The sequence below is a fragment of the Plantactinospora soyae genome (genome assembly GCF_014874095.1).
In the GTDB taxonomy this organism is placed as follows: domain Bacteria; phylum Actinomycetota; class Actinomycetes; order Mycobacteriales; family Micromonosporaceae; genus Plantactinospora; species Plantactinospora soyae.
In genome coordinates, this window is record NZ_JADBEB010000001.1 from 2,617,283 (window position 1) to 2,639,983 (window position 22,701).

Here is a 22,701-nt window from a genome sequence, read left to right on the forward strand (position 1 = left end):
AGCGGGGCTGACCAGGCGGTGTTACGGCAGCGCGGCCAACGCTTCGATCGCCACTCTCCGGCTGGTGTTCGCGTAGGACGCCGCCTCGACGGCCGCCGGGACGATCGGTCCCAACTTCCACGTCCCGAACCAGTTCTGCTCCAACTGCGTGGCGGTGTGGACGCCGTACACGGTGCAGGTGTAGGCCCGGATCATCGGTATCGTGTTGGGCTCCGGGAAGTGGTCGCGGCACGTCGGCGCCAGCTTGTTGATGATCTTTTGTAGGGCGGCGCGGTAGTCGGCCATCAGCCTCGTGGTGCTGAACCCCGCCCGCGCGCGGGCCACCAACGCGATCGGATAGAGCGTGACGACGGCGTACCCGACATCGTCGATCGCCCGCGGGTCCGAGACGGCATCGAGATAGGTCGCCGCCCGGGTGGCGGCTCCGGTGACGTCCATCGCCCAGTCTTCCAGGGTTTCCTCGCCGAACGCGTTGATGTCGTCGAACTCGATGACGGCATGTCGGGCGTCGCTGCGGACGTTCGCGGCGGCGATCGAGTCGATGTGGACGATGACCGCCGACTCGGCCTGGTTGAGGGCGTTGATGACGTCCTGGGTCATCCCGGCGAGGGCTTCGGGCGTCACCCCGCCGCTGGAGGCCCTGCCGACCAGGCTGAGCGCGAGGTCGATCATGTCGATCAGCGAGGTGTTCGGGCCGTCGGGGTTGGCCTGGGCCGGTTGGATGGTTCCCGGTAGGAGAACTGTGAGCGTGAGGGCTGCGGCGGCGACGCCGCGTAGCAGTCTGGTCTTCATCTGACTCCCCTTTCATCCCTGGTGTCGGCAGGTTGCCGGGCCCCGCTGGACGTGGGCTGGACACCGACTGGAGCGGGCTGGCGCGGTGGCCCGGGACGGTGGCCGGCCGGAGCCGGCGGCGGTGCCGACGATCCGGTTCGCTCCGGACCATCTCGGCCGGGAACAGGGGATGGGCGGGCAGCGCGTGCGCCGGGGCAGCCGGGGCTCGGCGGCCCGGTGGCACACTGGCCAGCATGATCGTCTACGACAGCATCGGCACGACCTACAGCGGCACCAGGCAGCCCGACCCGAGGGTGGCCGCCCAGATCGTCGCGGCTCTCGGTGCGGCGCGGACGGTCGTCAACGTCGGCGCCGGCACCGGCTCCTACGAGCCGCCGCAGACGGTGCTCGCGGTCGAACCCAGCGCGGTGATGATCGCGCAGCGGCCGGTGGGATCGGCGCCGGTCGTCCAGGCGGTCGCGGAGTCCATTCCGATCGAGGACGACTACGCCGACGCCGCCATGGCGCTACTGACCGTGCACCACTGGACCGATCTCGAAGCGGGGATCGCGGAACTGCGGCGGATCGCCCGGCGGCGGATCGTCGTACTGACCTGGGACCAGGCGGTAACCCGACGGTTCTGGCTGCTGAGCGAGTACCTGCCGGAGGCGGCGGCCTTCGACGACACCCGGGCCGTACCGGTCGACCGGCTCGCCGCGCTGCTCGGCAACGCCCGGGTGGAACAGGTGCCCGTACCGCACGACTGCACCGACGGGTTCGGCGTGGCGTACTGGCGCCGGCCCGAGGCGTATCTCGATCCGGCGGTCCGGGCCGGGATGTCGATGCTCGCCCAGCTCGGGGACGAGGTCCTGCGGTCAGGTCTGGAGCGGCTCGCCGCGGACCTGTCCTCGGGACGCTGGCACGAGCGGCACGCCGACCTGCTGGAGCTCGACGTATTCGACGGGGGATACCGGCTGGTCGTCGCGGATCTGTAGGGCCGGAGTCCGGCTCAGGTGTCGGCGGGCGGGGTGCCGTTCTCCCAGATGCAGGGTGAGCTGCCGACGAGGAAGGCGTCGATCCGCCCGCTGTCCCGGGGGTAGATCTCGATTCCGATCCGGAAACCGTCGTTCGGGCTCTCCACCGCCAACTGCGGGTTGCGTTCGGACCGTAGATCCTTGATCACTTTGTAGCCGCGCTGCTCCCAGTACTGCGCCAGCACCACCAGCGCCTGGTTCACCGGCCACCCGTCCGGATAGACGACCTTGTAGTGCTTCTCGACGAACACCCGACCGGGCGGACCGCCGTCACTGGGATCGTCACACGGCGTGGTGTCGTCGAGGTCCGTCTCCAGCTCGGTTCCGGGTGCCAGCGCCGCCTGCGCCTCCCGGACGATCTCCTCGGTACGCTCGGCCGCCTGGCCAACCGTCATCGTCGGTCGCACGTCGCTCCCTTGGTCGCATCCGGAGATGACCAGACCGGCCACCAGCACGATCGCCAGCCGTCGCCACCGCCGGACCGGGGTCACCGCGTCACGTCCCCGTAGTTCGATGTCACGATGCTGGCGATGTTCTTCCGGGCCTCGTTGTTCGGGTCCCAGTACTCGGAGTGCGCGGCGAAGTTGGGTGCGTTGAACGGGTCCTGCCACTCCCACAGCGGCGTACCCTCGTCGCTCTTGAAGACCTGACCGCCGAACCCGGCGCCGACCGGATTCTCCCCGTGCACCAGGTTGTCCTCCAGACCGGTGTTCTGGATGAAGTCGTTCTTGGCCGTCGTCGCCCAGACGTGCTTCGTCGGGTCGCCGCCGGTGATGTTCAGGTCCTTGGCGCCGCCCACCTCCGCGCCGGGACTGGCCACCAGGACCAGATCGTCGGCGTTGAGTCCGGCCTGCTCCGAGGCGGTCTGCCCGATCACCGTCGTACCGTAGCTGTGGCCCAGCACCACGTTGTGCGACGACTCGCCCTCGTGGGTGGCCCGCAGCCCGGACTGGAAGTTCCGCAGGTCACCGGCGCCGTCCTCGGCGTACCTGTCGAGGGTGGCGGCCGGGATGTCGTCCGGCGCGTCGTACCCGAACCACATGATCCCGGCGGTGTCCTCGCCCGGCTCCAGCCGGTTCGCGTCGTGGACCATCCGGTCGACCCGCTCCAGGTCGCCGCCCACCTTGGACAGGTCGGTTCCGGTGCCCGGCACGTACGTGACGACGTTGTCCGCGTCGTCGGGGTTGCCCGCCGACACGATCGCCTTGCCGTCGCCCTCGGAGCTGAAGCCGATCAGGAAGCCGCGCGGCCGGTCGGAACCGTCGTCGTCGATCCGATCGGAGATCTTGTCGATCCCCCTCAGCTTCCCGTCGATGTCGGACCGTTCCTCCTTGAGCCGGTCCAGTTCGGCGGTGGCCTCGCCGACCGGGTTCCCGGCATTCGGGTACAGCTCGGCGCCGCGTCCCTCTTCGATCATCCGCCGGATGTACGCCTCCCGGGCGTCCACCTCGCCACGTCGGGTGTTGAGCGCGTCGTGGTCGCGGTCCAGGACGATCCGGTTCGCGATGTCCCGGGAGGCGACCGGCACCCCGTCGAGGTTGCCGACCAGTTCCGGATACTCGGCCAGGACGAACCGCTGCTGGGCCGGAGAGAGCGAGTCCCACCAGGCCTTGACCGCCTTCGGATCCGAGCCCTTCGGCGGGATGCTGGTGCGGTCGACCCGGGCCGCCGGTACTCCGGAACCGGTCGCGGTGTTCTCACTGATGGTCTTGGCGGTCTGCGAGTCGAGCTGCGCCGCCGCCTCCATCAGCTCGTCCCGCTCGTGCACCAGCGCGGAGAGCGCGCGGGCGCCCCACTCGTTCTGGCCCGCCGGATCGAGCGTCATCGAGCCGTCCGGCTTGATCGTGACGTTGGCTTCCTTGCCCCGGGCCACCAGCGAGTGGGCCTGGGAGCGCAGCGACTCCACGCCGTCGGCGTGCCGCGACAGCGCCTGCGAGATCGTGAGCACCGGAACGTACGCCAGGTCCAGTTCCTTACGCAGCCCCTGTAGGTGCGCGGACGCCTTGGTGCCGGCCGGCCCCTCCCAGATGTCCGGGATCCGTTTCACCGTGGGATCCAACGCGTCGGCCCGGTCGTCGATCGCCTGGGCCAGGTCGTCCCAGCCGGTCGCGGCCGTCCGGAACGCCTTCGGGTCGACGTTCAGCAGCGCCTCGAAGGTCAGACCGGCCATCAGATCGCCGCCCTGCCGGACCGGTTCGCCGCCCGGTCGTCGGACGACTGGTAGTTGTTGGCGGCGTCGATCATCGACTGCCCCGCCTTCTCCAACCGGCCGACGAGACCGTTGAGGTAGTCGTGCCAGCCCTGCGCGGCGGCGGTGGCGGCCGGGGAGGTTGCCCATCCGGCGGAACCGGCGCCCTCGGCCGGCGCGAGTTTGCCCTCGGTCGACGAGTTGTTGTTCTTCAGATCGCCCGCGACGGAAATGACCTGGCCGCCCAGGCTCCGTAACTCCGGCGTGTTCACCCGCACCGTCATGCCAGGCCCCCGCGTTGATCGCCAGTCGATCCAGCGGAGTCAAAGTATCAGCCACCCGCTGAACGGCGCCAACAATTGATCATCGCCGAATCCGGCGACCGCCGACCGGTGACGGGTGATCCGCGACGGGTGATCGACGACCGCTGATCGGTGACGGGTGACCGGCGACCGAGAGCCGGGCGGCCGGCCGATCGCTCGACAGGATGGCGCCGGCAGGTCGTCCGCTCAGAGGCCGAGATCGCTCAGTCCCGGGTGGTCGTCGGGACGCGGCCCGAGCGGCCAGTGGTACTTCCGCTCCGACTCCGAGATCGGTACGTCGTTGATGCTGGCCAGCCGCAGCCGCATCAGGCCGTTGTCGTCGAATTCCCAGTTCTCGTTCCCGTACGAGCGGAACCAGTTCCCGGAGTCGTCGTGCGACTCGTAGGCGAAGCGTACGGCGATTCGGTTGCCGTCAAAGGACCAGAGTTCCTTGATGAGGCGATATTCCAGCTCCTTCGCCCATTTACGCTGAAGAAACTGGATTATCTCGTCTCGCCCGGTGATGAACTCGGCCCGGTTCCGCCACCGGCAGTCCGGGGTGTACGACTGAGCCACCCGCTCCGGGGTCCGGGAGTTCCAGCCGTTCTCGGCCATTCGGATCTTCTGGATGGCGGTGTCCCGGGTGAACGGAGGCACCGGAGAAGGCGCGGCCATCTGCTCTCCTAGAGGTCGGCGGTACGCCGGTCCGGCGTACGTCTTCGGCGGTTTGTGCCGGTCCCAGCCTAGGTGGAGCACCCCGTCCCCGGGCCGGTCGACGGGAATCGCGACCCCCGGGCAGACCGACGGTGCCCGCCGCCCCTGCCGGGACGACGGGCACCGTCGATCGTGGCCTACCGCCGGGTCAACACCCGGCCGGTCCGCCGGTCAGATCCCACCGAGCCGGGCGGGACACGGGTTCACCGGATCGAGTACGTAGTCGAGCGTGGTGACCAGGCTGGGCTGGATCTGCTGCCGCTTCACCTGGGGCACCCAGCCGTCCTTGGCGACGATGACGTCGTACCGGCCCTTCGCCAGCCACCAGGAGTACTTCCCCTGGTTGGTCGCCGACAACGTGTAGCCGGTGCTCGGGTCGCCGACCAGGTTGGCGCGGACCGTCGCCGCCAGCGGAACCTCGGCACCGCCACAGGTCCGGCCGAGAACGCTGCCCTGGATCTTGCCCCAGGTCCCCGGCGGGGAGACGTTCATCTCCACCCCGACGATCGGGACCGGGTACGGGGTGTCGGTGACCAGGCCCAGATCCACCGTGTAGGTGCCGGGCTGGGCGACGCCGGCCGCGGCCGTGGCGGTCAGGGTGACCGTGACGACCTTCGACGCCCCGGCGGCGAGGGTGAAGCTGCTCGGCTCGGTGGTCAGCCAGGACGCCTGATCGGCCTCCAGACAGGCCTCCAGGCCACCCAGCCGTTCGGTCTCGGCCGATCCGACGAACGAACTCGGCGAGCCACCGACCTTGTACGCGCCGCAGACGCCGGCACCCCGGTACCGGGCGAACTGCGCGTTCGGCAGGTTCACCCAGGCCCCGGCCACCGGGTCGTACGCCACCGTCCGGTTGGTGAGCACCGTCGAGTTGGCGGTGGCGCCACCGGCCAGCACCAGCATGCCGCCGGCCGCGGCGGACTGGGAGCCCCAGAGGTCGAGCGGCATGTCCGGCAGCGGGGACCAGGCGTTGCCGGACGGGTCGTAGACGTACCCGTTCTTGAACTCCGCCGTGCCGACCCCGCCGGCACAGTAGACCTTGCCGCCGATCCCGCCGCAGGACATCCAGGAGGCACCCTGCGGATAGTCGGCGACGCTGCTGAACCGCGTGGTCAGCGGGTCGAACACCGTCGCGTCGGCGGTGTCCACCGAGCACTCGTTGTCGGCACAGCCACCGACGACGTAGAGCTTGCCGCCGGCGACCGCGAAGGCGGCTGCCGCCCGTGGCTCCGGGTTGGTCACCCCGGGCAACGTGCTCCAGGTGCCGGTCGCCGGGTTGAACATGTCGACCGTGGCCACCGGCGTGGAGTCGGTGCCCCAGCCGCCGACGGCGTAGATCCGGCCGTTGAGCGCGGCGACCGCCGGCTTCGACCGGGCCGTCGGCATGTCCGGCAGCGCCGCCCAGGTGTTGGCCGCCGGGTCGTACACCCAGGTCTTCCGCTCGTTGCCGGTGCCACTGCCGCCACCGATCGAGTAGACCTTGCCGCCCAGCGTCACCGCCGAGTTGTCGAAGACCGAGGCCGGGGTGTTGGCCACCCGGGCCCAGGCATCGTCGACCAGCGGCGCCGCCGCGGCGGTGTCCGTTCCGGCGCCGTACGCGATGCCGGTGCGGCTCTTGCTGATCCCCTTCATCCGGTGCTCGACCAGCTCGGCGCCCTTGGCGGAGAGCATGCTGAACTGTCCGCCCCGTTCCAGCAACTGCACGCTGGCCGGCGCGTTCCCGGTGTTGGTGACCGTCACCTTGGCGTTGCGGGTGCTGCCGTACGGCTGATGCAGTTCCAGGTTTGTCGGGGTGACCGTCAGCCGGGCGGCCCGGAGCGCGAAGTTGGCCTGCCGGGTGCTGTCGGCGACCACCGTCACCGACTTCTTCAACGCCTGGTACGGCGCGAGGCTGGCGGTGAACGGCTGCGCGCCGGTCAGGCTGGAGAAGAGCCAGTAGAAGCCGTCCGCGATGTTCGGGTCGTCCGGCGTCGCCACCGACACGCCCCGGTCCGCCGGCTGACCGTCGCTGGCCACCGTGACCCCGTTCAACGGCGCACCGGTGTTGGCGTCGGTGGTGAAGCCGGCGACCAGGCCACCCGGCTTCGGCGTGCAGAGCCGGTTGACCACCTGGACGTTGTCGACCTCCCACCACCAGGCGAAGGTGCCCCGGAAGCGGAACCGGACCCGGACGTCCGCCGCACCGGCCGCCGCGTCCAGCGGAACCTCCTCGACCCGTGGGCCGCGCCGGCTGGCCGTCTGCTTCCAGACGTTGGTCCAGGTGGTGCCGCCGTCGGTCGAGACGTCGACATCGGCGGTGTCGCCGACGCCGACCGCCCGCCAGTCGCTGTTGAACCGCAGCAGCGGCGCGTTGACCGCCGAGAAGTTCAGCGCGGGCGGGATCAGGTCGGTGTCCTGGGTGTTGCCGCTGCCCAGCTTGTCACTGTCGATGATGGCGAAGTTGCCGGCGCCACCGGTCAGGTTGGTCCGGGCTCCCGGGTCGTTGAACGCCCAGCCGCCCTTGTCGGTGCGGTCGACCACCGACCAGCCGGCCGGGGCCGTGGTGCCGTCGAAACTCTCCGAGAGCAGCGGTTCGCTGACCCCGGCCAGATAGCCGGCGGCGGTGCAGCCCGGCGAGACCGGGGCGGTGATGTTGAGGGTCCGGGTTCCGGTGCCGACTGCGACGTCCGTGGTCACCGGCCGGTATCCGGGATAGTTGACCGTGGTGGTGAGCTGGTAGCTGGCGTTGCCGGGCACCGTGAACGAGTAGGCACCGGTCACCGGGTTGGTGTAGACCGGGCCGCCGGGTCGACCGGAGACCTCGATCTTGGCGTACAGCGGCCAGCCGTGACCGGAGCCGTCGGTGACCTTGCCGGAGACGGTGCTCATCGGCGCTGCCACCAGCCCGAAGTTCTGGGTGAGGACGTCACCCCGGGCAACGGTCACCGTCGCGGTGCCGGCGGTGTAGCCGTACGCGGTGGCGGTCAGCTCGTGCACTCCGACCGGGAGGACCAACGCGTACTTCCCGTCCGCTCCGGTGACCGCGCTGAACGTGCCGGTGACCACCCGGACACCGGCGATCGGGTCCCCGGTGCCGGCGTTGGTGACGGTGCCGGTGACCCGTCCGGCGTCGCCGCGCGGTGCGGCGTTGACCGCCTGGTACGCGTTGAGCCGGCCCTCGCCGAAGGTGTTGTTGTCGTCGACGGTGCCACCGCAGGTGAGCGCGTCGACGTCGGTGGCGGTGTCGTCGAGGAGTTGTTCGGTGGCGCTGACGTTGCCCTTCAGGGCCGGAGCGGCGGACCAGATCAGCGCGACGGTGGCGGAGACGTGCGGGGCCGCCATCGAGGTGCCGTTGCCGAGCCCGTAGGCGTTGCCGGGCACGCTCGACCGGACGTTGCTGCCGGGTGCCGAGATGTTCGGCTTGATCCCGCCGTCGATGCTGGACGATCCCCGGCCGGAGAAGCTGGAGATCGCGTTGTTGACGTCGTACGACCCCACCCCGTACGTGTTGGGGTAGTCGCCCGGGTTCTCGGTGGTGTTGCAGCCCGGGCCGTCGTTGCCGGCCGAGAAGCTGGGGAAGATTCCGGCGGAGCGCCAGGACTCGACGGTCTGCTTGTACCACTCGTCGTCGCGGCCACCGCCCCACGAGTTGTTGACGATGTCGGCGTGCAGATCCGGCCGGGCGTTGTCGCCGTTGAGGTCGGTCGGCGCGAGCACCCACTCGCCGGCGGCGAGCAGCGAGGCGTCGGAGCAGTTGTTGGTCTCGCAGCCCTTTGCGGCGATCCAGCGGGCTCCGGGCGCGACACCGATCTGGTTGCCGGCACCGTCGTCACCGACCATGGTTCCCATGGTGTGGCTGCCGTGGCCGTTGTTGTCACACGGCGCCGGGTTGGCGCAGACCCCGGCCGGGTCGAACCAGTTGTAGTTGTGGTCGAAGGTGCCGCCGCCGGTGTTGCCCCGGTACGCACCGACCAGCGCCGGGTGGTCGAACTGGACGCCGCTGTCGATGTTGGCGACGACCAGGTCCTCGCCCCGGGTGTCGAACTCGGACCAGACCCGGGGCGCCTCGATGTTGCTGAGGTTCCACTCGACCGCGTCGGTGCCGGCGTCGGTGGTTGCCCGGATCGGCTCGGGTTTGATCAGTTCGTAGCTGCGACTCGGTTCGATGCTCTCCACTTCGGCACGGGCCGCGATGGTGTTGACCAGGTCTCGGCCGCCCTCCACCCGGAGCACGTTCGCGATCCAGTAGGACCGGTACTTCACGCCGAGTTTGTCCAGCTCCGCGCGGAGTCCACGCTGGGTGCGCTCCGCCGTACCGGTGAGTTGCCGGTAGACCGCGGTGGCCCGGTCGTCGGAGTCGGCCAGTTTCGCCGCGCTGCGGAGATCGGCACGTTCCCGCAGGTAGACGGTGAAGGTGGCGGTGCCCTCGGCGGCCAGTTCGGCGAGCAGTTCGGCGCTCACCGAGGCCTCCGGCTCGGCGGCGGCGGCCACTGCGGGCTGCGCGGTCAGGCCGAGGACCACGGCGATCGCGACCGCGGTCGTCCGCCAGAGTCTTGTCCGGCCCGTCCTACTGCGTCCAGGTCGATGCGACATGGGTCCTCCCCGCCTGTCCAGCATCCCGATCCGTTCGGGTGCCAACCCCCCCAGCTCCGGGATGTCCGGCGCTGCCGGCACGCGTGGGTCCGACGATTACTCACGGACAGCGCCCCCCACATCGGCTTGGAGTAATGCTCTTGCTCCAAGGGGTAGTGATCAATGCCCACTGTCGGCCAGTATTTGGGCAGTAACCGGGCGTACCTCGGTCAGGGGCCCGGTATCTGACGGACATCGGTTAGCGTCGCTGTTGACTCGCCCGGCCAAACGGGTTTGGCTTGGCGCCGAGTCGACGGGGGAGGGGTGGAGCGGGGTGGCAAACGGAGAAGTCCCGCTAGTGGTCTGCGTGTCCACGGACGTCGCGGTGCGGGAGCGAGTGGTTCGACGTCTGGACGACTTCGGTACCGTAGTGATCTGCGCGGATCTGTCCGAATTGCGGGCAATGCTGTTTCCACTGACCGGCAACGGCGCGGAATCGGAGTCCGGCCCGGTGAGCCTCGGTGACCTGTCGGTCGATCCGGGTGGACACCTGGTGACCTGGCGCGGTGAACCCCTGGCGCTGACCAGGTTGGAGCGGGAACTGCTCGCCCGGCTGGCCAGTGCGCCACTCGGGGTGTGGACCTACGAGCGGCTGTTCGGGTCGGTCTGGGGCGGCGCCTACCTGGGCGACACCGCGATCCTGCATTCGGCCGTGAAGCGGCTGCGCCGGAAGCTGCGCGCCGTCGAGGGCGGACCGCAGGTGCAGACCGTGCGAGGGGTCGGCTACCGCCTCGCGCCAGGCCACTGATCGACACGCCGCCTGGCGGAGGCCGTCCGGATCATTGATCGACGCGCTGCCGGGCGGAGACCGTCGGGACCACTGATCGACGCGCGGCCTGGCGGAGGTCGTCCGGATCGTTGATCGACGCGGGCCCCGGTGACGGCGGTCCTGCCGGCCCGGTGCCGTCGTGCCACCATGGCGGGCGTGACCACAGAGCACCCCCCGTGGCTGGCGCCGTCGAGCCAGCCGGACCCTCCGGGCGCCCAGCGGCGGCGGCGTTGGCTGGCCGCCGGCCTCGCGGGCTGGATCGTGGTGCTGCTGGTGGTGACCTACGTCTCGGTGCGCCGCGACGATCCGACCGTACGGGAGCAGCGCAGCATCGAGCAGGCCGGACCGGTCGTGGACCGGGCGATCGGTGACCTCGTCGCGGCGGCCGGCCCGGACGTCGTCGTCGAACTCGCCGAGCGACGGGTGCGCGACGACTGTGAGGTCACCCTGCTCCGCAAGGGTGCCGCCATCGACGCCGCGATCACCATCCGCAGCCCCGAGGCGGAGGCGCCCGAGGTGCTCGACCGGATCGCCAGCCGGCTGCCGGCGGCGTACCAGGCGGGTGTCCGACATCGCGCCGACGGCGCCGCGGACGCGCTGCGGGCCGATGCCGGCGAGTTCGTCGCGATCGAGGGCGAGTTCGTCGAACCGGGAGTGGTGAGCCTGACCGTGCAGACCGGCTGCCGGCCGGCCTCCGACACCTTCGACGACCGGTCGACACCGCCGCCGTCGCCGGCCGACGAGGACCCGGTCCGGGTACTCACCGCGCTGGGGGCGACCGACCTCGACCCGGTGGACCTGATCGCGGTCGACTGCCCGGGCCAGGGCACCGTCCGGACCGCCCGGTCGGCCGGCCGGACGACCGCCACCGGCCCGCCCGGGGCACTGCTGCCCCGGCCCGCCGGCACCGTCGTGGTCACCGACACCCCGCAGGTGTACGCCTACCGGGCCGGCGCCGTCAGCGTCGTGGTCGAGAGCGGCGACGGTCGGATCCGGGTCGCCACCACCACCGGCTGCCCCAGCTGACCCGGCGCCCACGGGCCCACGCCTGCCGTCCCGCCCCTGGCGCTCGCCGGGGGAGGCGTCGATCCTCGAACGCAACGGGCCGGGATCGACGAGGCTGCGCTGATACCGTCCCCCGCATGACACCGCTGTTGGAGTGGGTGCGCAACCGACCGGACGGCGACCTCCAGTCAGGACGGACGACCGAGGTACTGAAGATCGTCGCGGAACGCCTCGACGCCTTCGGTCCGGACTGGACGACGTCCGTCGACGGCAGCCGGTTGACCGGAACAGGAAGCTGGGTGGTCGCCCTACGGGACAACCACACCGAGCATGACGAGCACCTCGACCTCGACTTCGTCCTGAACGTGGACCGGCCGGCGGAGACCACGATCAGCGACTGCGTGACCGGGTACGGCGCGACTGCCCGGGACGCCTGGCAGCAGGGTGTCGGAGTCTGGGCAACCCTGACCGCCGCCGCCGTGGTCGAGCTGATGCGGCCCGCCAACGAGTTCGCCGACCACTACCACGGCAACGATCCCGGCGGCTTCCTCGGCTGGCACACGATCTCCGCCGGCTTCGTCGGATTCGGCCGGGGTGAGCCCGAGGCACTCGCCCGGTGGGCCACCGACAACCCGCTGATCCCGCAGTTGTCCTCGGTCGTCTCCGGCGGCCTGGACCGGGGTCACCTGAACGGAGTCAAGATCCTGTTCGGCGGGGTCGCGGGCGCCGAGGTGGCCGAGGTACGGATCAACGGGCGCGAGCACCCCGAATCCGGAAGGGCGCTGCTCGCCCTGCCGTGGCCCCGACCGGCGGAGCCGGTGTTCGCCAGGACCTTCGCGCTGCTGGTCCATCCGGAGACCGACGCCTGCGGACAGAGCTGACCCGAAGACCATGGTGCCGGTGCCGGTCCCGCCGTTATCGGCGGACCAGTTCGTCGGTGCGGCGACTCTCAGTACACCAGCGCCTGGGCGCCGTCGGCCACCGACTCCTCGACGAACACCGCCGCTCCGGCGATCCGTACCCCGGGCAGCACGTCCGACTCGGTGATCTCCCGACGGGCGGCGCACTGGGTGCAGAGGGTGACCCGGCCGCCGCTCAGGATCACGTGCAGCAGCTCGGCCAGCGGCGCGGAGTGCGGCAGGTCGAACTCCTCGGCCCGGCCGGGCAGCGCGAACCAGCTCGATTCGCCGGTGAGCCAGAGTGACACGTCGACGCCGGAGGCGACCGCGGTGGCGGCCACGGTGAACGCCTGGGCACAGCGTTCCGGCGAGTCCGAACCAGCGGTGGCCTTGACGACCAGGGTGCGAGCCATGCCGCCAGCATAGGATCAACCCGTCATGGTTACCGAGATTGGGTTCGTCAGCCTGCTGGTGGCGGGATTCGGCGCGCTCGCCGGTTGCCTGGTGTATCTGGCCGTACGCATTTCGAGAGGACGTTGGTGAGTGCGAGGAGTGAGCCGGGTTTGCGAGCCCCGCAGTCGCGAACGGAGGGGACGTTGGTGAGTGCGAGGAGTGAGCCGGGTTGCGAGCCCCGCAGTCGCGAACGGAGAGGATCGTTGTGAGCGACAGCGACAACCCGGTTGCGCCGCCACCGTGGCTGAACGCGCCACCGGTCGACCCGTACCCCTACGAGGAGACGTACGACCTGCGCAAGGGACCGGACCTGCACCCGGCCCTGCTCGGTCTGCTTCCGTACGTCGGGTTGTGGCGGGGGCGTGGCCGGGGCGGATTCCCCACAATCGAGGACTTCGACTACGCGCAGGAGATCCGGATCAGCCACGACGGCCGGCCGTTCCTGCACTACGAGTCGCGTGCCTGGCTGCTCGACGAGGAGGGCCAGCCGATCCGCCCGGCCGGTCGGGAGGTCGGCTGGTGGCGACCGGTGCTGAAGGACGACGGCAGCGCGACCGACGAACTCGAGGTGATGCTGGCCGTGCCGACCGGGATCATGGAACTTCACCTCGGCAAGGTCACCGGTACCCGGGTCGAGATCGTCACCGACGCGGTGCTGCGTACGTCGACCGCCAAGGAGGTCACCGCCGGGCACCGCCTCTACGGGATCGTCGAGGGCGCCCTGCTCTACGCCCAGGACATGGCGGCGCTGGGACACCCCCTCTCGCCACACCTGTCCGCCCGGCTGATCCGCGTCGGCGGCTGAGAGGTGTCGGCGGCTGAGAGGTGTTAGGAAGGGGCCCTTCTTCTACAGAAAACGATAGGAAGGGGCCCTTCCTTACACCTCGAAGCCGAGTAGGTGCCGGATGGCGGGGGTGTGCGGGGCGGGGGGCAGCGGGGTGCCGTCCAGCGCGCGGACCTCGGCGAGGCCGCGTACCGACGAGGTGAACCAGACCCCGTCGGCGGTCCGCAACTCGGCCGGGGTGACGTGTCGGCGGACCGCCGTGAAGCCGAGGTCCCCGGCGTGCCGGAGCAGCCAGTCGGCCGTCACGCCGGGCAGGATCCCGCTCTCGGCCGGTACGGTGCACAGCTCGTCCCCGGCCAGCCAGACCAGGTTGGCGCTCGGCCCCTCCAGGGCGTACCCGTCGGTGGAGGTCCAGAGCACGTCGTCGACCCCGTTGGCCGCCGCCCAGCGCCGGGTCGCCTGGTTCGGCCCGTACGAGATGCTCTTGACCCCGGCGAGCAGCCACGGCCGGTCGGTCCGGGCGTCGGCGGCGACGCCGAGCGGCAGGGTTGCCACGGTGATGCCGTCCCGGCGGGCGCGGCGGGACGCGGCCGGCACCTCGGCCAGGGTGGCGTAGACCGTGCCCGGCCCGCCGCCCTCCGGCCCCCGGGTGCAGACCAGCCGCAGCGCCCCCTCGGTCCCGACCGGCCAGCCGGCGCAGGCGGTGTCGAGCAGTTCGCGCAGCGCGGCGGCGTCGGGCAGCGGCAGGTCGAGGGCCGGCGCCGACCGGACAAGCCGGGCCAGGTGCTCCTGCGCCAGCCAGGGGCGTCCGGCCCGGACGTGCATGGTCTCGAAGAGCCCGTCGCCGTGGAGTACGCCCCGGTCGTCGGCGCGGATCACCGGCTCGTCGACCGGTACCACGCCCCGACCCAACACTGCGGTGATCATTTGCGGGCTCGGCACCCCATCGAGGCTAGTCGTAGGCGTCCGGACGCTGCTTTGCGTTCCGCACTATGCTTTGTCGGTGTCGGAATCGTCGCTGGCGGAGATGCTGCGTTCCCGTGGACTGCGGCTGACCGCGCAGCGGCAGTTGGTCCTCGAAGCCGTGCTCGACCTAGGTCACGCCACGCCGGAGCAGGTGCACTCGGCGGTGCGTGAGGTCGCCGCCGGAGTGAACATCACCACTATTTACCGCACTCTGGAATTACTCGAACGCCTCGGACTGGTTACCCATACGCACCTGTCCCACGGGTCACCGACGTACCACGCCGCGGGTGAGGACACCCACGTACACCTGGTCTGTCGGATCTGTGGGTCGGTGGACGAGGTCGACCCGGAGGTTTTCGGACCGCTGGCCGACAAGCTGGCGGCCGAGCGGGGCTTCCAGGTCGACATCGGGCACGTGGCGCTCTTCGGCGTCTGCGGCAGGACCGAGTGCGAGGAGCGGCGGGAATGATCGACATCGCGGGTGCGGTGACGGTGGAGGCCATCGACGAGCAGACCCGGGACCAGCCGGACCCGGAGCACGTGGCGGCGGGCGTACGCCCGGTGGCCGCGCACTACGGTGACCCGATGCGCGAGCAGCGACTGCTCGCCACCGAGGTCGGCCTGGTGGACCGGTCGCACCGGGGAGTGATCGCCGTACCCGGGCTGGAGCGGGCGAGCTGGCTGCACACCCTGACCAGTCAGCATCTGGCGCAACTCGCCGCCGGACAGGGCAGTGAACTGCTGGTTCTCTCCCCGCACGGGCACGTCGAGCAGCACGCCATGGTCGCCGAGGACGGCGAGACCACCTGGCTGGACACCGAGCCGGGCGCGACCGCCGGGCTGCTGACGTACCTGGAGAAGATGCGCTTCTTCACCCCGGTCGACCCCCGGGACGCGACCGCCGACTGGGCGCTGCTGTCGCTGGTGGGTCCGCGCGCGGCCGAGGCCGTCGCCGTGCTCGGGGTCTCCGGGCTGGCCGAACCGGACGCGCTCGGGGTGCCGGGTCCGAAGTTCGCCGCCGGCTCCGTGCCACCCCGCCCGAGCATCGTGTACGACGTGAAGCCGTTGCCGGCCGGAGGCTGGGCCCGTCGGGTCCGGCTCGGAATCGACCTGCTGGTGCCGCGTACCGCCATGGCGGAGGTGGTCGACACGCTGACCGCTGCCGGAACACCGGTCGCCGGGCTGTGGGCGTACGAGGCGCTGCGGGTGGCGGACCGGCTGCCCCGGGTCGGCTTCGAGACCGACCACCGGACCATTCCGGCCGAGGTCGGGCTGGTCGGTCCCGCCGTACACCTGGACAAGGGCTGTTACCGGGGGCAGGAGACGGTCGCCCGGGTGCACAACATGGGGCGTCCGCCGCGTCGGCTGGTACTGCTGCACTTCGACGGGGTGACCACCGACGAACTGCCCACCGTCGGTACTCCGGTGACCGTCGAGGGTCGTACGGTCGGGTTCGTCGGCACGGCGGTCCGGCACTACGAGTTGGGGCCGGTCGCGCTCGCGGTGCTCAAGCGGTCGGTGCCCGACGACGCGGCACTGACGGTCGGCAGCTCCGCCGCCGCCGTCGACCCGGAGTAGCGGCTCGGCGTATCGCCCGGCGTCGGCTCGGCGTATCGCCCGGCGTCGCGTGCGGGCGCGCCCGGCCGCGGGTGTTCGCCGGCCGGGCTGGGCGGAGCGGTCGGGGCTAGGATCGCCGGCATGACGACTGGGACGCTGATCACGGTCGCGCCGACCGGCGCGGAGTCGGCGAAGCTGGAGGTCCCGGCGTTGCCGGTGACCCTCGACGAGCTGCTGCTCACGGCGAAGGAGTGCGAGGCGCTCGGCGCCGCCGTGATCCACGTGCACATCCGGGACGACCAGGCCCGCCCCACCCTCGATTCGGGCCGGTTGCGGGACACCGTCGCGGCGCTGCGGGACGGCACCGACCTGATCGTGCAGCTCTCCACCGGGGGCGCGGTGACCGATCCGGAGACGGACCGGCTGGCCGTACTGGACGCCGGCCCGGAGATGGCCTCCTGCACGATGGGTACGGTCAACTTCGGCAACGACGTCTTCCTCAACCGCTGGGAGTTCATCGTCGACCTGCACACCCGGATGCAGGACCGGGGCATCGTGCCCGAGTACGAGATCTTCGACCTCGGTCACCTGACCGCACTGCACCGGCTGCTCGACCGGTACGGCCTGCCGGCCGGCGGGCACGTGCACGTCGACTTCGTGATGGGTGTACCGGGCGGCATGCCGGGCAGCACCGAGGCGCTGGTCGCCTGCCGGCAGGCGCTGCGGGACCTGCCGGAGGGGACCACCTTCTCGGCGACCGGGATCGGCCGGAGCACCATCCCGGTGATGCTCGCCTCGATCTCGACGGGCGGGCACCTGCGGGTCGGGATGGAGGACACCGTCACGTACGCCAAGGGGCGTCCGGTCGAATCCAACATGCAGTTGGTGGCCCGGGCGGTCGGGCTGGCGCAGTTGGCCCAGCGCCCGCCGTTGGGTACCGCGCAGGCGCGTGAACTGCTGGGACTCGCACCACAGCGCTAGGGGCCGTCGGGCGGTCGGTCCGCACCGGTCGGTACGGTCGCCGACCATGGGCGAGATCTACGACGGCGGCGTACCGCTGGTGGAGGCGGTCCGGTCGGGCTTCGTGGAGTCCGTACACCGGGGTTCCGTGGTCGTGCTGGACGCCGACGGGGCGGTGGTGGCCTCGGCCGGCGACGTCCGGGCGCCGGTGTTCCCCCGTTCGTCGAGCAAGCCGATGCAGGCGATCGGCATGATCCGCTCCGGGCTGCGGCTGGCCGACCCGGCCGACCTGGCCGTGGTCTGCGCCAGCCACTACGGCGAGGACGTCCATCTGGCCCGGATCGAGGCGCTGCTCCGGACCACCGGGCTGGACGAGTCGGCGCTGCGCTGCCCGCCGGACATGCCGCTGTCCGAGGACGCCCGGGACGCGGTGCTCCGGGCCGGCGGTGCCGCCTCCCGGCTCCGGATGAACTGTTCCGGCAAGCACGTCGGGATGCTGCTCACCTGTCAGGCCGCCGGCTGGCCGGTGGCCGGGTACTGGCACCCGGACCATCCGTTGCAGCGGGCGATCACGGCGACCGTCGAGGAGTTCACCGGCGAGTCGGTGGCGGCGGTCGGGGTCGACGGCTGCGGCGCTCCGGTACTCGCGGTCTCGCTGACCGGGCTGGCCGGGGCGTACCTGCGGCTGGTATCGGCGGCGGAGGGTTCGGTGGAGCGGATCGTCGCCGACGCGATGCGGGCCCATCCGCTGATGGTGGCCGGCACCGACGGGGCCGACACCCAACTGATGACCGGGATCCCCGGACTGCTCGCCAAGAGCGGCGCAGAGGGTGTGGTCGCGGTGGCGGTGCCCGGAGTCGGGGCGGTGGCGCTCAAGATCGATGACGGCGCGACCCGGGCCCGGACGCCGGTACTGGTCTCGGCGCTGCGCCGGCTGTCGGTACGCGGGACGGCGCTGGACGCTCCGGTGCTCGACGCTCCGGTGCTCGACCTGCTGGCCGAGTCGACGCTGTCCGGTGGTGGCGAGCCGGTCGGCTCCGTACGCGCCCGCTGGTGACCCTCGGGCGGGTGGGCCCGTCGATGTCCTCCCGAAGCACGCCACGCTGAGACATCGCTAACTATCGCAAGCGTTTTGCTTGCAGGAGCAAGCGCGGGTCGCTACCGTCGATGTCATGGCCAATCCGAAGGACCTTCCCCGAGACGTCGGTGGGTTCATCCGTGACCTGCGCCGTAACGCCAAGATCTCGCTGCGGCAGCTGGCCGAGCAGGCCGGGGTCAGCAACCCGTACCTGAGCCAGATCGAGCGTGGGCTGCGAAAGCCCAGCGCGGAGGTGCTCCAGCAGTTGGCCAGCGCCCTGCGCGTCTCCACCCCGGTGATGTACCTCCGGGCCGGGCTGCTCGACGACCGGGAGGGTCAGGGCGTGCTCGCGGCCATCGCGGCCGATCCCGATCTCACCATGCCGCAGAAGCAGTCGCTGGCCCAGATCTACGAGACGTTCCGCCGGGAGAACCTCCGGCACACCGAGCCGGGCGGCCCCGAAGATGCCGGCGTCGCCGAACCGTTCGGCACCACGACCGGACCGAGCACGCCGGCCGGCGCCACCGCTTCGGCGGGTGCCGGCACACCGGTCAGCGCCACCGCCCCGGCGGGCGGCGGTGCCGGGTCACCGGTCGACGCCGTACTCGAATCCGTGGCGGTGACCGAGGCGGGCGCCGCCGCCGCGCCGCCGACCAGCCCGCCGGCCGGCGTGGATGCCGCGTCCACGCCGAAGCCCGCACCCGTGAAGAAGATCGCCAAGAAGGCGGTCAAGAAGGCCACGCCGTCGGCCCCGCCGGCCGCCCCGGCCACTGACGAGGAGAAGTAGTCATGAGCGAGCCCCGAACGACCCGCATCCCCACCCCGCTCTACGCCGTGGCCGGCGCCGGAGACATCGCCTTCCAGCAGCTCCGCCGGCTGCCCGCCGTGGTGAACGGGCTCAGCGACGAGGCCAGCCGGACCGAACTGCGGGACAAGGCGGCGGCGACCACCGCCGAACTGCGCGAGAAGGCCGTGGCGACCACCGCCGAGCTGCGCGAGAAGGCCGTAGTGACGCTGCGCAACGCCAACTCCGGCGCCGCGACCCTGCGGCACCGCGCGGCCAACGGCGAGCTGGACCTCGACCGGCTGCGCGAGGCGACCATCCGGAACGCGGCAGTGGTGGTGGCCGGCGCCCAGGCAGCCCAGGAGCGGGCCCTCGCCGTCTACGGCGACCTGGTCGCCCGAGGCGAGCGGGTGGTCGGTTCCGGCGTCGTACAGGCCGCCGACACCGTGAACGCCGACATGGAGGCGACCGAGCCGCCGGCGGTGACCGCCACCCCGGCCAGCAGCACCCCGGCCGAGGTCGTCGAGCAGATCAAGGCGCCCGCCGCCGCGAGCACCGCCGAACCGGCCAGCACCGGCGACGAGCCCACCAAGGCTTCCGCCGTGAAGCGCCGGCCCGCGGTCAAGTCGACCCGGCCGGCCGCCAAGCGCACCCGGCCGGCAACCGACAAGTAAGCCCCCGGCCACCCCCGGGTGGGTGCGGCAAGTGGCACGCACCCGGGGTGGCCGACATAAGCTTGCCGCCATGGCCACTTCCGCGCCGCTCTTCTTCGACGCCGTCCGCTCTGTCATCGACCTGGTGCTGATCGTCTTCGCCCTGGTGATCCAGGGTGTCGCGCTCGTGCACTGCATCACCCAGCGCTCGGACGCATTCCCCGCGATCGGCACGCTCCCCAAGGGAGCCTGGATCGCCATCCTGGCCGTGTGCCTGGTGCTGACCCTGCTGCTGCGTGGGCCGATCAGCCTGTTCGCCCTGATCGGGATCGCCGCCGCCCTGATCTACCTGCTCGACGTCCGGGTCGGCCTGCGGGACCTGACCGACGGCAAAGGCTTCTGGTGAGAGATTTCCGCTGGCCTCCGCCACCTGACGGCGGGCCACGGACGTACGGCCCCGGACCGACCGCGCCACGCAGCGGCCGGCCGGCTCTGCCCGACCCGGAGACCGAACTGGTCACCACCCCGCACGGCGTCCGGCTGGAGCGACTGGTGACCGGCGAGGGCGACGCGGCCACCGTGTTCGCGCACGGCCTCGGCACCGGCATCTCCACCACCCGACCCCTGGGCAGCGCGGTCGCCGGTCGCAAGATCTTCTTCCAGTTCCGTGGCCACGGCCGCTCCGACGCGCCGGACGGCGAATGGAGCTACGCCGACCTCGCCCGGGACCTGCGAGCCATCGCCGACCTGGGCGGCGCCACCCGGGCACTCGGGGTGAGCCTCGGCGCGGGGGCGCTCTGCCGGGTGCTGTGGGAGAGTCCCGAGCGCTTCGAACGGGTGGTGTTCGTGCTGCCCGCCGTACTCGACGAGCCCCGGCCGGACGTGACGCGACGCCGGCTCACCGAACTCCTCGCCGCGATCCGCAGCGGCGACGCCGCCACCGTGGCCGAGGCGGTCGCCGTCGAGGTGCCCCCGGCGGTCCGGAACACCCCGGCGGGTTGGGCGTACCTGCGCCAGCGGGTCGACCAGTTGACCCGGGACGGCCTCGGCGCCGGGCTGGCCGGCCTGGCCACCCAGGTCGCGGTCCGGCAGCGGGCGGACCTCGCCGCCGTCACCGCCCCCGCGCTGGTGATCGCCTGTGCCGGCGACGACCTGCATCCGGTCCCGGTCGCCGAGCAGCTCGCCGCCGCGTTGCCGGCGGCGACCCTGCACGTGTACGACAAACCGGGGCTGCTCTGGTCGAACCGCGCCGACGTACGCGAGCGGATCTCGAACTTCCTCAACTGATCCCGCCCGACCCGGGTCCGGCGGTGGTGCCGCCGTGCCCCCAGCGTCGATGGGTCGGAGTAACCTGGCGCTCCATGGGCGTTTCTCAGCACGGCCGGACCAGTCGCCTCGACCTCGCCGACCCGACACTGCGGCAGTGGGAGTGCACGGTGCTCGCCGCCGATCCGGAACAGGGGATCGTGCTGGACCGCTCGGCGTTCTACCCCGGTGGCGGCGGCCAGCCACCGGACCACGGAGTGCTGCTCTGGCAGGGCGTGCAGACCCGGATCGTCGGCACCCGCAAGGGCGACGACCTCTACCTGATCCCGGCCGACGGTGATCCGCTGCCGCCGGTCGGTACGGCGGTCACCGGCGCGGTGGCCGACGATCGGCGCAGCCTGCTGATGCGTACCCACTCCGGTCTGCACGTGCTCTGCGGCGTGGTGTTCCGGGACTTCGGTGCCCTCGTCACCGGCGGCAACATGGAACCCGGCGAGGCACGGATGGACTTCAACCTGCCGGAGGTCCCGTCGGACTTCAAAGCCCGGCTGGAGGAACTGGTCAACACCGAGGTGACCGCCGACCGGGCGGTCGCGGTCAAGGTGCTGGCCCGGGACGAGGCGTTGGCGCTGCCGGACATCATCCGTACCCAGTCCAACCTGATCCCGGCAGACGAGCAGGAGATCCGGATCGTCGACATCGTCGGGCTCGACGTGCAGGCCGACGGCGGTACCCACGTCGCCTCGACCGCGCAGATCGGCAAGGTGCAGGTGGTCAAGGTGGAGAGCAAGGGTCGGGCCAACCGCCGGGTACGCGTCCGGCTGGTCAACTGACCGCGTAGAGCACCGCCGTCCCCCCAACTGAGACGCCCGCCACGTACGCGATCGGATGTCGACCGGTGAATCCGGACGTCGGCTGTCAGAATTCGTTGGCAGGGTCGGCGGTATGACGACAGCACAACTGACCGGAAAGATCGCACTCGTCGCCGGGGCCACCCGGGGCGCCGGCCGACAGATCGCCGTCCAACTCGGCGCCGCCGGAGCGACCGTGTACGCCACCGGACGCAGCACCCGCAAACAGCGCTCGGAGATGGACCGGCCGGAGACGATCGAGGAGACCGCCGAACTGGTCACCGCGGCCGGCGGGGTCGGAATCGCGGTGCAGGTCGACCACCTGGTGCCGGAGCAGGTCCGGGCCCTCGTCGAGCGGATCGACCGGGAGCAGGGGCGGCTCGACGTACTGGTCAACGACGTGTGGGGGGCCGACCCGTTCATCGGGTGGTACAAGCCGGTCTGGGAGCAGTCGCTGGACGACGGTTTCCGTACGCTCCGGCTGGCCGTCGACACCCACATCATCACCAGCCACTTCGCGATGCCACTGCTGATCCGCAACCCGGGCGGCCTGGTCGTCGAGATGGGTGACGGCACCCGGGAGTACAACGAGACCAACTACCGGCTCTCGGCCTTCTACGACATCGCCAAGACGGCGGTGAACCGGCTGGCATTCGTCTGGGCGCACGAACTGCGCGACCACGGCGGTACGGCGGTGGTCCTCACCCCGGGCTGGCTGCGCTCCGAGTTCATGCTCGACGAGTTCGGCGTCACCGAGGAGAACTGGCGGGACGCGGCGGAGAAGGAACCGCACTTCGTCGTCTCGGAGAGCCCCGCGTACGTCGGCCGGGCGGTCGCGGCACTGGCCGCCGACCCGGACAAGGCCCGCTGGTCCGGCCAGTCCCTCTCCAGCGGTCAACTCGCCCAGGTGTACGGCTTCACCGACCTCGACGGCAGCCAGCCGGACGCCTGGCGGTACATGGCGGAGGTACAGGCCACCGGCAAGCCCGCCGACGCCACCGGCTACCGGTAGAGATGCAAGGAAGGGCCCCTTCCTATCGTTTTCTGTAGAAGAAG

At 71.2% G+C, this 22,701-nt stretch carries 24 protein-coding genes; 16 read left to right on the forward strand and 8 right to left on the reverse strand.

All coding sequences use genetic code 11. The features are described 5' to 3' along the window. Window positions 1-21 precede the first annotated feature (21 nt). A complete protein-coding gene (locus tag H4W31_RS11680) occupies window positions 22-792 on the reverse strand; it encodes a hypothetical protein (protein WP_192766679.1) in 771 nt (256 codons plus the stop codon). Window positions 793-1,025: 233 nt separating this feature from the next. Between H4W31_RS11680 and H4W31_RS11685 the strand changes: the two genes are divergently transcribed. Beyond that, window positions 1,026-1,766, forward strand: coding sequence for a class I SAM-dependent methyltransferase (locus tag H4W31_RS11685; RefSeq protein WP_192766680.1), 741 nt, complete (start codon window positions 1,026-1,028; stop codon window positions 1,764-1,766). A 14-nt stretch (window positions 1,767-1,780) separates the two neighbouring features. Here the strand turns inward: H4W31_RS11685 and H4W31_RS11690 are convergent, their stop codons facing one another. From H4W31_RS11690 to H4W31_RS11710, 5 genes are all read right to left on the reverse strand, one after another. Continuing rightward, window positions 1,781-2,296 carry a hypothetical protein gene (locus H4W31_RS11690; protein ID WP_192766681.1) on the reverse strand — a complete coding sequence of 172 codons (516 nt, stop codon included), beginning with the start codon at window positions 2,294-2,296 and terminating at the stop codon, window positions 1,781-1,783. Then, window positions 2,293-3,975: an alpha/beta hydrolase gene (locus H4W31_RS11695; RefSeq protein ID WP_192766682.1), complete on the reverse strand. Its 1,683-nt coding sequence runs from the start codon at window positions 3,973-3,975 to the stop codon at window positions 2,293-2,295. Before H4W31_RS11695 ends, H4W31_RS11690 begins: the two co-directional genes overlap by 4 nt. Continuing rightward, window positions 3,975-4,277: a type VII secretion target gene (locus tag H4W31_RS11700; protein WP_192766683.1), complete on the reverse strand. Its 303-nt coding sequence runs from the start codon at window positions 4,275-4,277 to the stop codon at window positions 3,975-3,977. The genes H4W31_RS11695 and H4W31_RS11700 overlap by 1 nt, the downstream gene beginning before the upstream one ends. Before the next feature lie 225 nt (window positions 4,278-4,502). Continuing rightward, window positions 4,503-4,970 carry a nuclear transport factor 2 family protein gene (locus H4W31_RS11705; protein ID WP_192766684.1) on the reverse strand — a complete coding sequence of 156 codons (468 nt, stop codon included), beginning with the start codon at window positions 4,968-4,970 and terminating at the stop codon, window positions 4,503-4,505. Window positions 4,971-5,180: 210 nt separating this feature from the next. Next, on the reverse strand, window positions 5,181-9,581 hold the full coding sequence (locus H4W31_RS11710) for a S8 family serine peptidase (RefSeq protein ID WP_192766685.1): 4,401 nt from the start codon (window positions 9,579-9,581) through the stop codon (window positions 5,181-5,183). A gap of 313 nt (window positions 9,582-9,894) precedes the next feature. On the opposite strand from H4W31_RS11710, the gene H4W31_RS42680 reads away from it, so the two are divergent. From H4W31_RS42680 to H4W31_RS11725, 3 genes are all read left to right on the forward strand, one after another. After that, window positions 9,895-10,368, forward strand: a complete 474-nt coding sequence (locus H4W31_RS42680; RefSeq protein WP_318783137.1) for a winged helix-turn-helix domain-containing protein — start codon at window positions 9,895-9,897, stop codon at window positions 10,366-10,368. A 177-nt stretch (window positions 10,369-10,545) separates the two neighbouring features. Continuing rightward, window positions 10,546-11,415, forward strand: a complete 870-nt coding sequence (locus H4W31_RS11720) for a hypothetical protein (protein WP_192766687.1) — start codon at window positions 10,546-10,548, stop codon at window positions 11,413-11,415. A gap of 116 nt (window positions 11,416-11,531) precedes the next feature. Beyond that, the gene (locus H4W31_RS11725; RefSeq protein WP_192766688.1) at window positions 11,532-12,275 is read left to right on the forward strand and encodes a DUF6348 family protein; all 744 of its coding nucleotides are present in this window, start codon (window positions 11,532-11,534) and stop codon (window positions 12,273-12,275) included. A gap of 68 nt (window positions 12,276-12,343) precedes the next feature. On the opposite strand, the gene H4W31_RS11730 is transcribed toward H4W31_RS11725, so the two are convergent. Then, window positions 12,344-12,706 (reverse strand): DsrE family protein, encoded by a 363-nt coding sequence (locus H4W31_RS11730; protein WP_192766689.1) that lies wholly within the window; start codon window positions 12,704-12,706, stop codon window positions 12,344-12,346. Between the two features lie 25 nt (window positions 12,707-12,731). Here H4W31_RS11730 and mtfM point away from each other — a divergent pair, with 25 nt between their 5' ends. Both mtfM and H4W31_RS11735 read left to right on the forward strand, forming a co-directional pair. Further along, entirely contained in the window at window positions 12,732-12,836 is a 105-nt protein-coding gene (gene mtfM / locus H4W31_RS44190) for a small membrane protein MtfM (protein ID WP_267145312.1), read from the forward strand. 115 nt (window positions 12,837-12,951) lie between these two features. Next, the gene (locus H4W31_RS11735) at window positions 12,952-13,551 is read left to right on the forward strand and encodes an FABP family protein (protein ID WP_192766690.1); all 600 of its coding nucleotides are present in this window, start codon (window positions 12,952-12,954) and stop codon (window positions 13,549-13,551) included. 72 nt (window positions 13,552-13,623) lie between these two features. On the opposite strand, the gene H4W31_RS11740 is transcribed toward H4W31_RS11735, so the two are convergent. Then, on the reverse strand, window positions 13,624-14,457 hold the full coding sequence (locus tag H4W31_RS11740; RefSeq protein ID WP_192772026.1) for an aminotransferase class IV: 834 nt from the start codon (window positions 14,455-14,457) through the stop codon (window positions 13,624-13,626). Window positions 14,458-14,533: 76 nt separating this feature from the next. Between H4W31_RS11740 and H4W31_RS11745 the strand changes: the two genes are divergently transcribed. The 10 genes from H4W31_RS11745 (at window position 14,534) to H4W31_RS11790 (ending at window position 22,657) form a co-directional block, all read left to right on the forward strand. Continuing rightward, window positions 14,534-14,965: a Fur family transcriptional regulator gene (locus H4W31_RS11745; protein ID WP_192766691.1), complete on the forward strand. Its 432-nt coding sequence runs from the start codon at window positions 14,534-14,536 to the stop codon at window positions 14,963-14,965. Further along, a complete protein-coding gene (gene ygfZ, locus H4W31_RS11750) occupies window positions 14,962-16,074 on the forward strand; it encodes a CAF17-like 4Fe-4S cluster assembly/insertion protein YgfZ (RefSeq protein ID WP_192766692.1) in 1,113 nt (370 codons plus the stop codon). The genes H4W31_RS11745 and ygfZ overlap by 4 nt, the downstream gene beginning before the upstream one ends. 120 nt (window positions 16,075-16,194) lie before the next feature. After that, window positions 16,195-17,034, forward strand: a complete 840-nt coding sequence (locus H4W31_RS11755; RefSeq protein WP_192766693.1) for a BKACE family enzyme — start codon at window positions 16,195-16,197, stop codon at window positions 17,032-17,034. A 46-nt stretch (window positions 17,035-17,080) separates the two neighbouring features. Then, window positions 17,081-18,070, forward strand: coding sequence for an asparaginase (locus H4W31_RS11760; protein ID WP_192766694.1), 990 nt, complete (start codon window positions 17,081-17,083; stop codon window positions 18,068-18,070). A gap of 115 nt (window positions 18,071-18,185) precedes the next feature. Beyond that, window positions 18,186-18,878: a helix-turn-helix domain-containing protein gene (locus tag H4W31_RS11765; protein ID WP_192766695.1), complete on the forward strand. Its 693-nt coding sequence runs from the start codon at window positions 18,186-18,188 to the stop codon at window positions 18,876-18,878. A 2-nt stretch (window positions 18,879-18,880) separates the two neighbouring features. Beyond that, a complete protein-coding gene (locus tag H4W31_RS11770; protein WP_192766696.1) occupies window positions 18,881-19,549 on the forward strand; it encodes a hypothetical protein in 669 nt (222 codons plus the stop codon). A gap of 70 nt (window positions 19,550-19,619) precedes the next feature. Continuing rightward, complete coding sequence (locus tag H4W31_RS11775) at window positions 19,620-19,934, forward strand: DUF2516 family protein (protein ID WP_192766697.1); 315 nt, start codon at window positions 19,620-19,622, stop codon at window positions 19,932-19,934. After that, window positions 19,931-20,815: an alpha/beta fold hydrolase gene (locus H4W31_RS11780; RefSeq protein ID WP_192766698.1), complete on the forward strand. Its 885-nt coding sequence runs from the start codon at window positions 19,931-19,933 to the stop codon at window positions 20,813-20,815. Before H4W31_RS11775 ends, H4W31_RS11780 begins: the two co-directional genes overlap by 4 nt. Window positions 20,816-20,889: 74 nt before the next feature. Next, window positions 20,890-21,627 (forward strand): alanyl-tRNA editing protein, encoded by a 738-nt coding sequence (locus tag H4W31_RS11785; RefSeq protein ID WP_192766699.1) that lies wholly within the window; start codon window positions 20,890-20,892, stop codon window positions 21,625-21,627. Window positions 21,628-21,739: 112 nt separating this feature from the next. Next, window positions 21,740-22,657, forward strand: a complete 918-nt coding sequence (locus H4W31_RS11790) for an SDR family oxidoreductase (protein ID WP_192766700.1) — start codon at window positions 21,740-21,742, stop codon at window positions 22,655-22,657. Window positions 22,658-22,701 lie beyond the last annotated feature (44 nt).

What these genes read in the sequence shown, in the direction of transcription:
- H4W31_RS11680 (WP_192766679.1), bottom strand. Translation starts at nt 792, where the DNA reads ATGAAGACCAGACTGCTACGCGGCGTCGCCGCCGCAGCCCTCACGCTC.
- H4W31_RS11685 (WP_192766680.1), top strand. Translation starts at nt 1,026, where the DNA reads ATGATCGTCTACGACAGCATCGGCACGACCTACAGCGGCACCAGGCAG.
- H4W31_RS11695 (WP_192766682.1), bottom strand. Translation starts at nt 3,975, where the DNA reads ATGGCCGGTCTGACCTTCGAGGCGCTGCTGAACGTCGACCCGAAGGCG.
- H4W31_RS11700 (WP_192766683.1), bottom strand. Translation starts at nt 4,277, where the DNA reads ATGACGGTGCGGGTGAACACGCCGGAGTTACGGAGCCTGGGCGGCCAG.
- H4W31_RS11705 (WP_192766684.1), bottom strand. Translation starts at nt 4,970, where the DNA reads ATGGCCGCGCCTTCTCCGGTGCCTCCGTTCACCCGGGACACCGCCATC.
- H4W31_RS11710 (WP_192766685.1), bottom strand. Translation starts at nt 9,581, where the DNA reads ATGTCGCATCGACCTGGACGCAGTAGGACGGGCCGGACAAGACTCTGG.
- H4W31_RS11725 (WP_192766688.1), top strand. Translation starts at nt 11,532, where the DNA reads ATGACACCGCTGTTGGAGTGGGTGCGCAACCGACCGGACGGCGACCTC.
- H4W31_RS11730 (WP_192766689.1), bottom strand. Translation starts at nt 12,706, where the DNA reads ATGGCTCGCACCCTGGTCGTCAAGGCCACCGCTGGTTCGGACTCGCCG.
- mtfM (WP_267145312.1), top strand. Translation starts at nt 12,732, where the DNA reads ATGGTTACCGAGATTGGGTTCGTCAGCCTGCTGGTGGCGGGATTCGGC.
- H4W31_RS11740 (WP_192772026.1), bottom strand. Translation starts at nt 14,457, where the DNA reads ATGATCACCGCAGTGTTGGGTCGGGGCGTGGTACCGGTCGACGAGCCG.
- ygfZ (WP_192766692.1), top strand. Translation starts at nt 14,962, where the DNA reads ATGATCGACATCGCGGGTGCGGTGACGGTGGAGGCCATCGACGAGCAG.
- H4W31_RS11755 (WP_192766693.1), top strand. Translation starts at nt 16,195, where the DNA reads ATGACGACTGGGACGCTGATCACGGTCGCGCCGACCGGCGCGGAGTCG.
- H4W31_RS11760 (WP_192766694.1), top strand. Translation starts at nt 17,081, where the DNA reads ATGGGCGAGATCTACGACGGCGGCGTACCGCTGGTGGAGGCGGTCCGG.
- H4W31_RS11765 (WP_192766695.1), top strand. Translation starts at nt 18,186, where the DNA reads ATGGCCAATCCGAAGGACCTTCCCCGAGACGTCGGTGGGTTCATCCGT.
- H4W31_RS11770 (WP_192766696.1), top strand. Translation starts at nt 18,881, where the DNA reads ATGAGCGAGCCCCGAACGACCCGCATCCCCACCCCGCTCTACGCCGTG.
- H4W31_RS11775 (WP_192766697.1), top strand. Translation starts at nt 19,620, where the DNA reads ATGGCCACTTCCGCGCCGCTCTTCTTCGACGCCGTCCGCTCTGTCATC.
- H4W31_RS11785 (WP_192766699.1), top strand. Translation starts at nt 20,890, where the DNA reads ATGGGCGTTTCTCAGCACGGCCGGACCAGTCGCCTCGACCTCGCCGAC.
- H4W31_RS11790 (WP_192766700.1), top strand. Translation starts at nt 21,740, where the DNA reads ATGACGACAGCACAACTGACCGGAAAGATCGCACTCGTCGCCGGGGCC.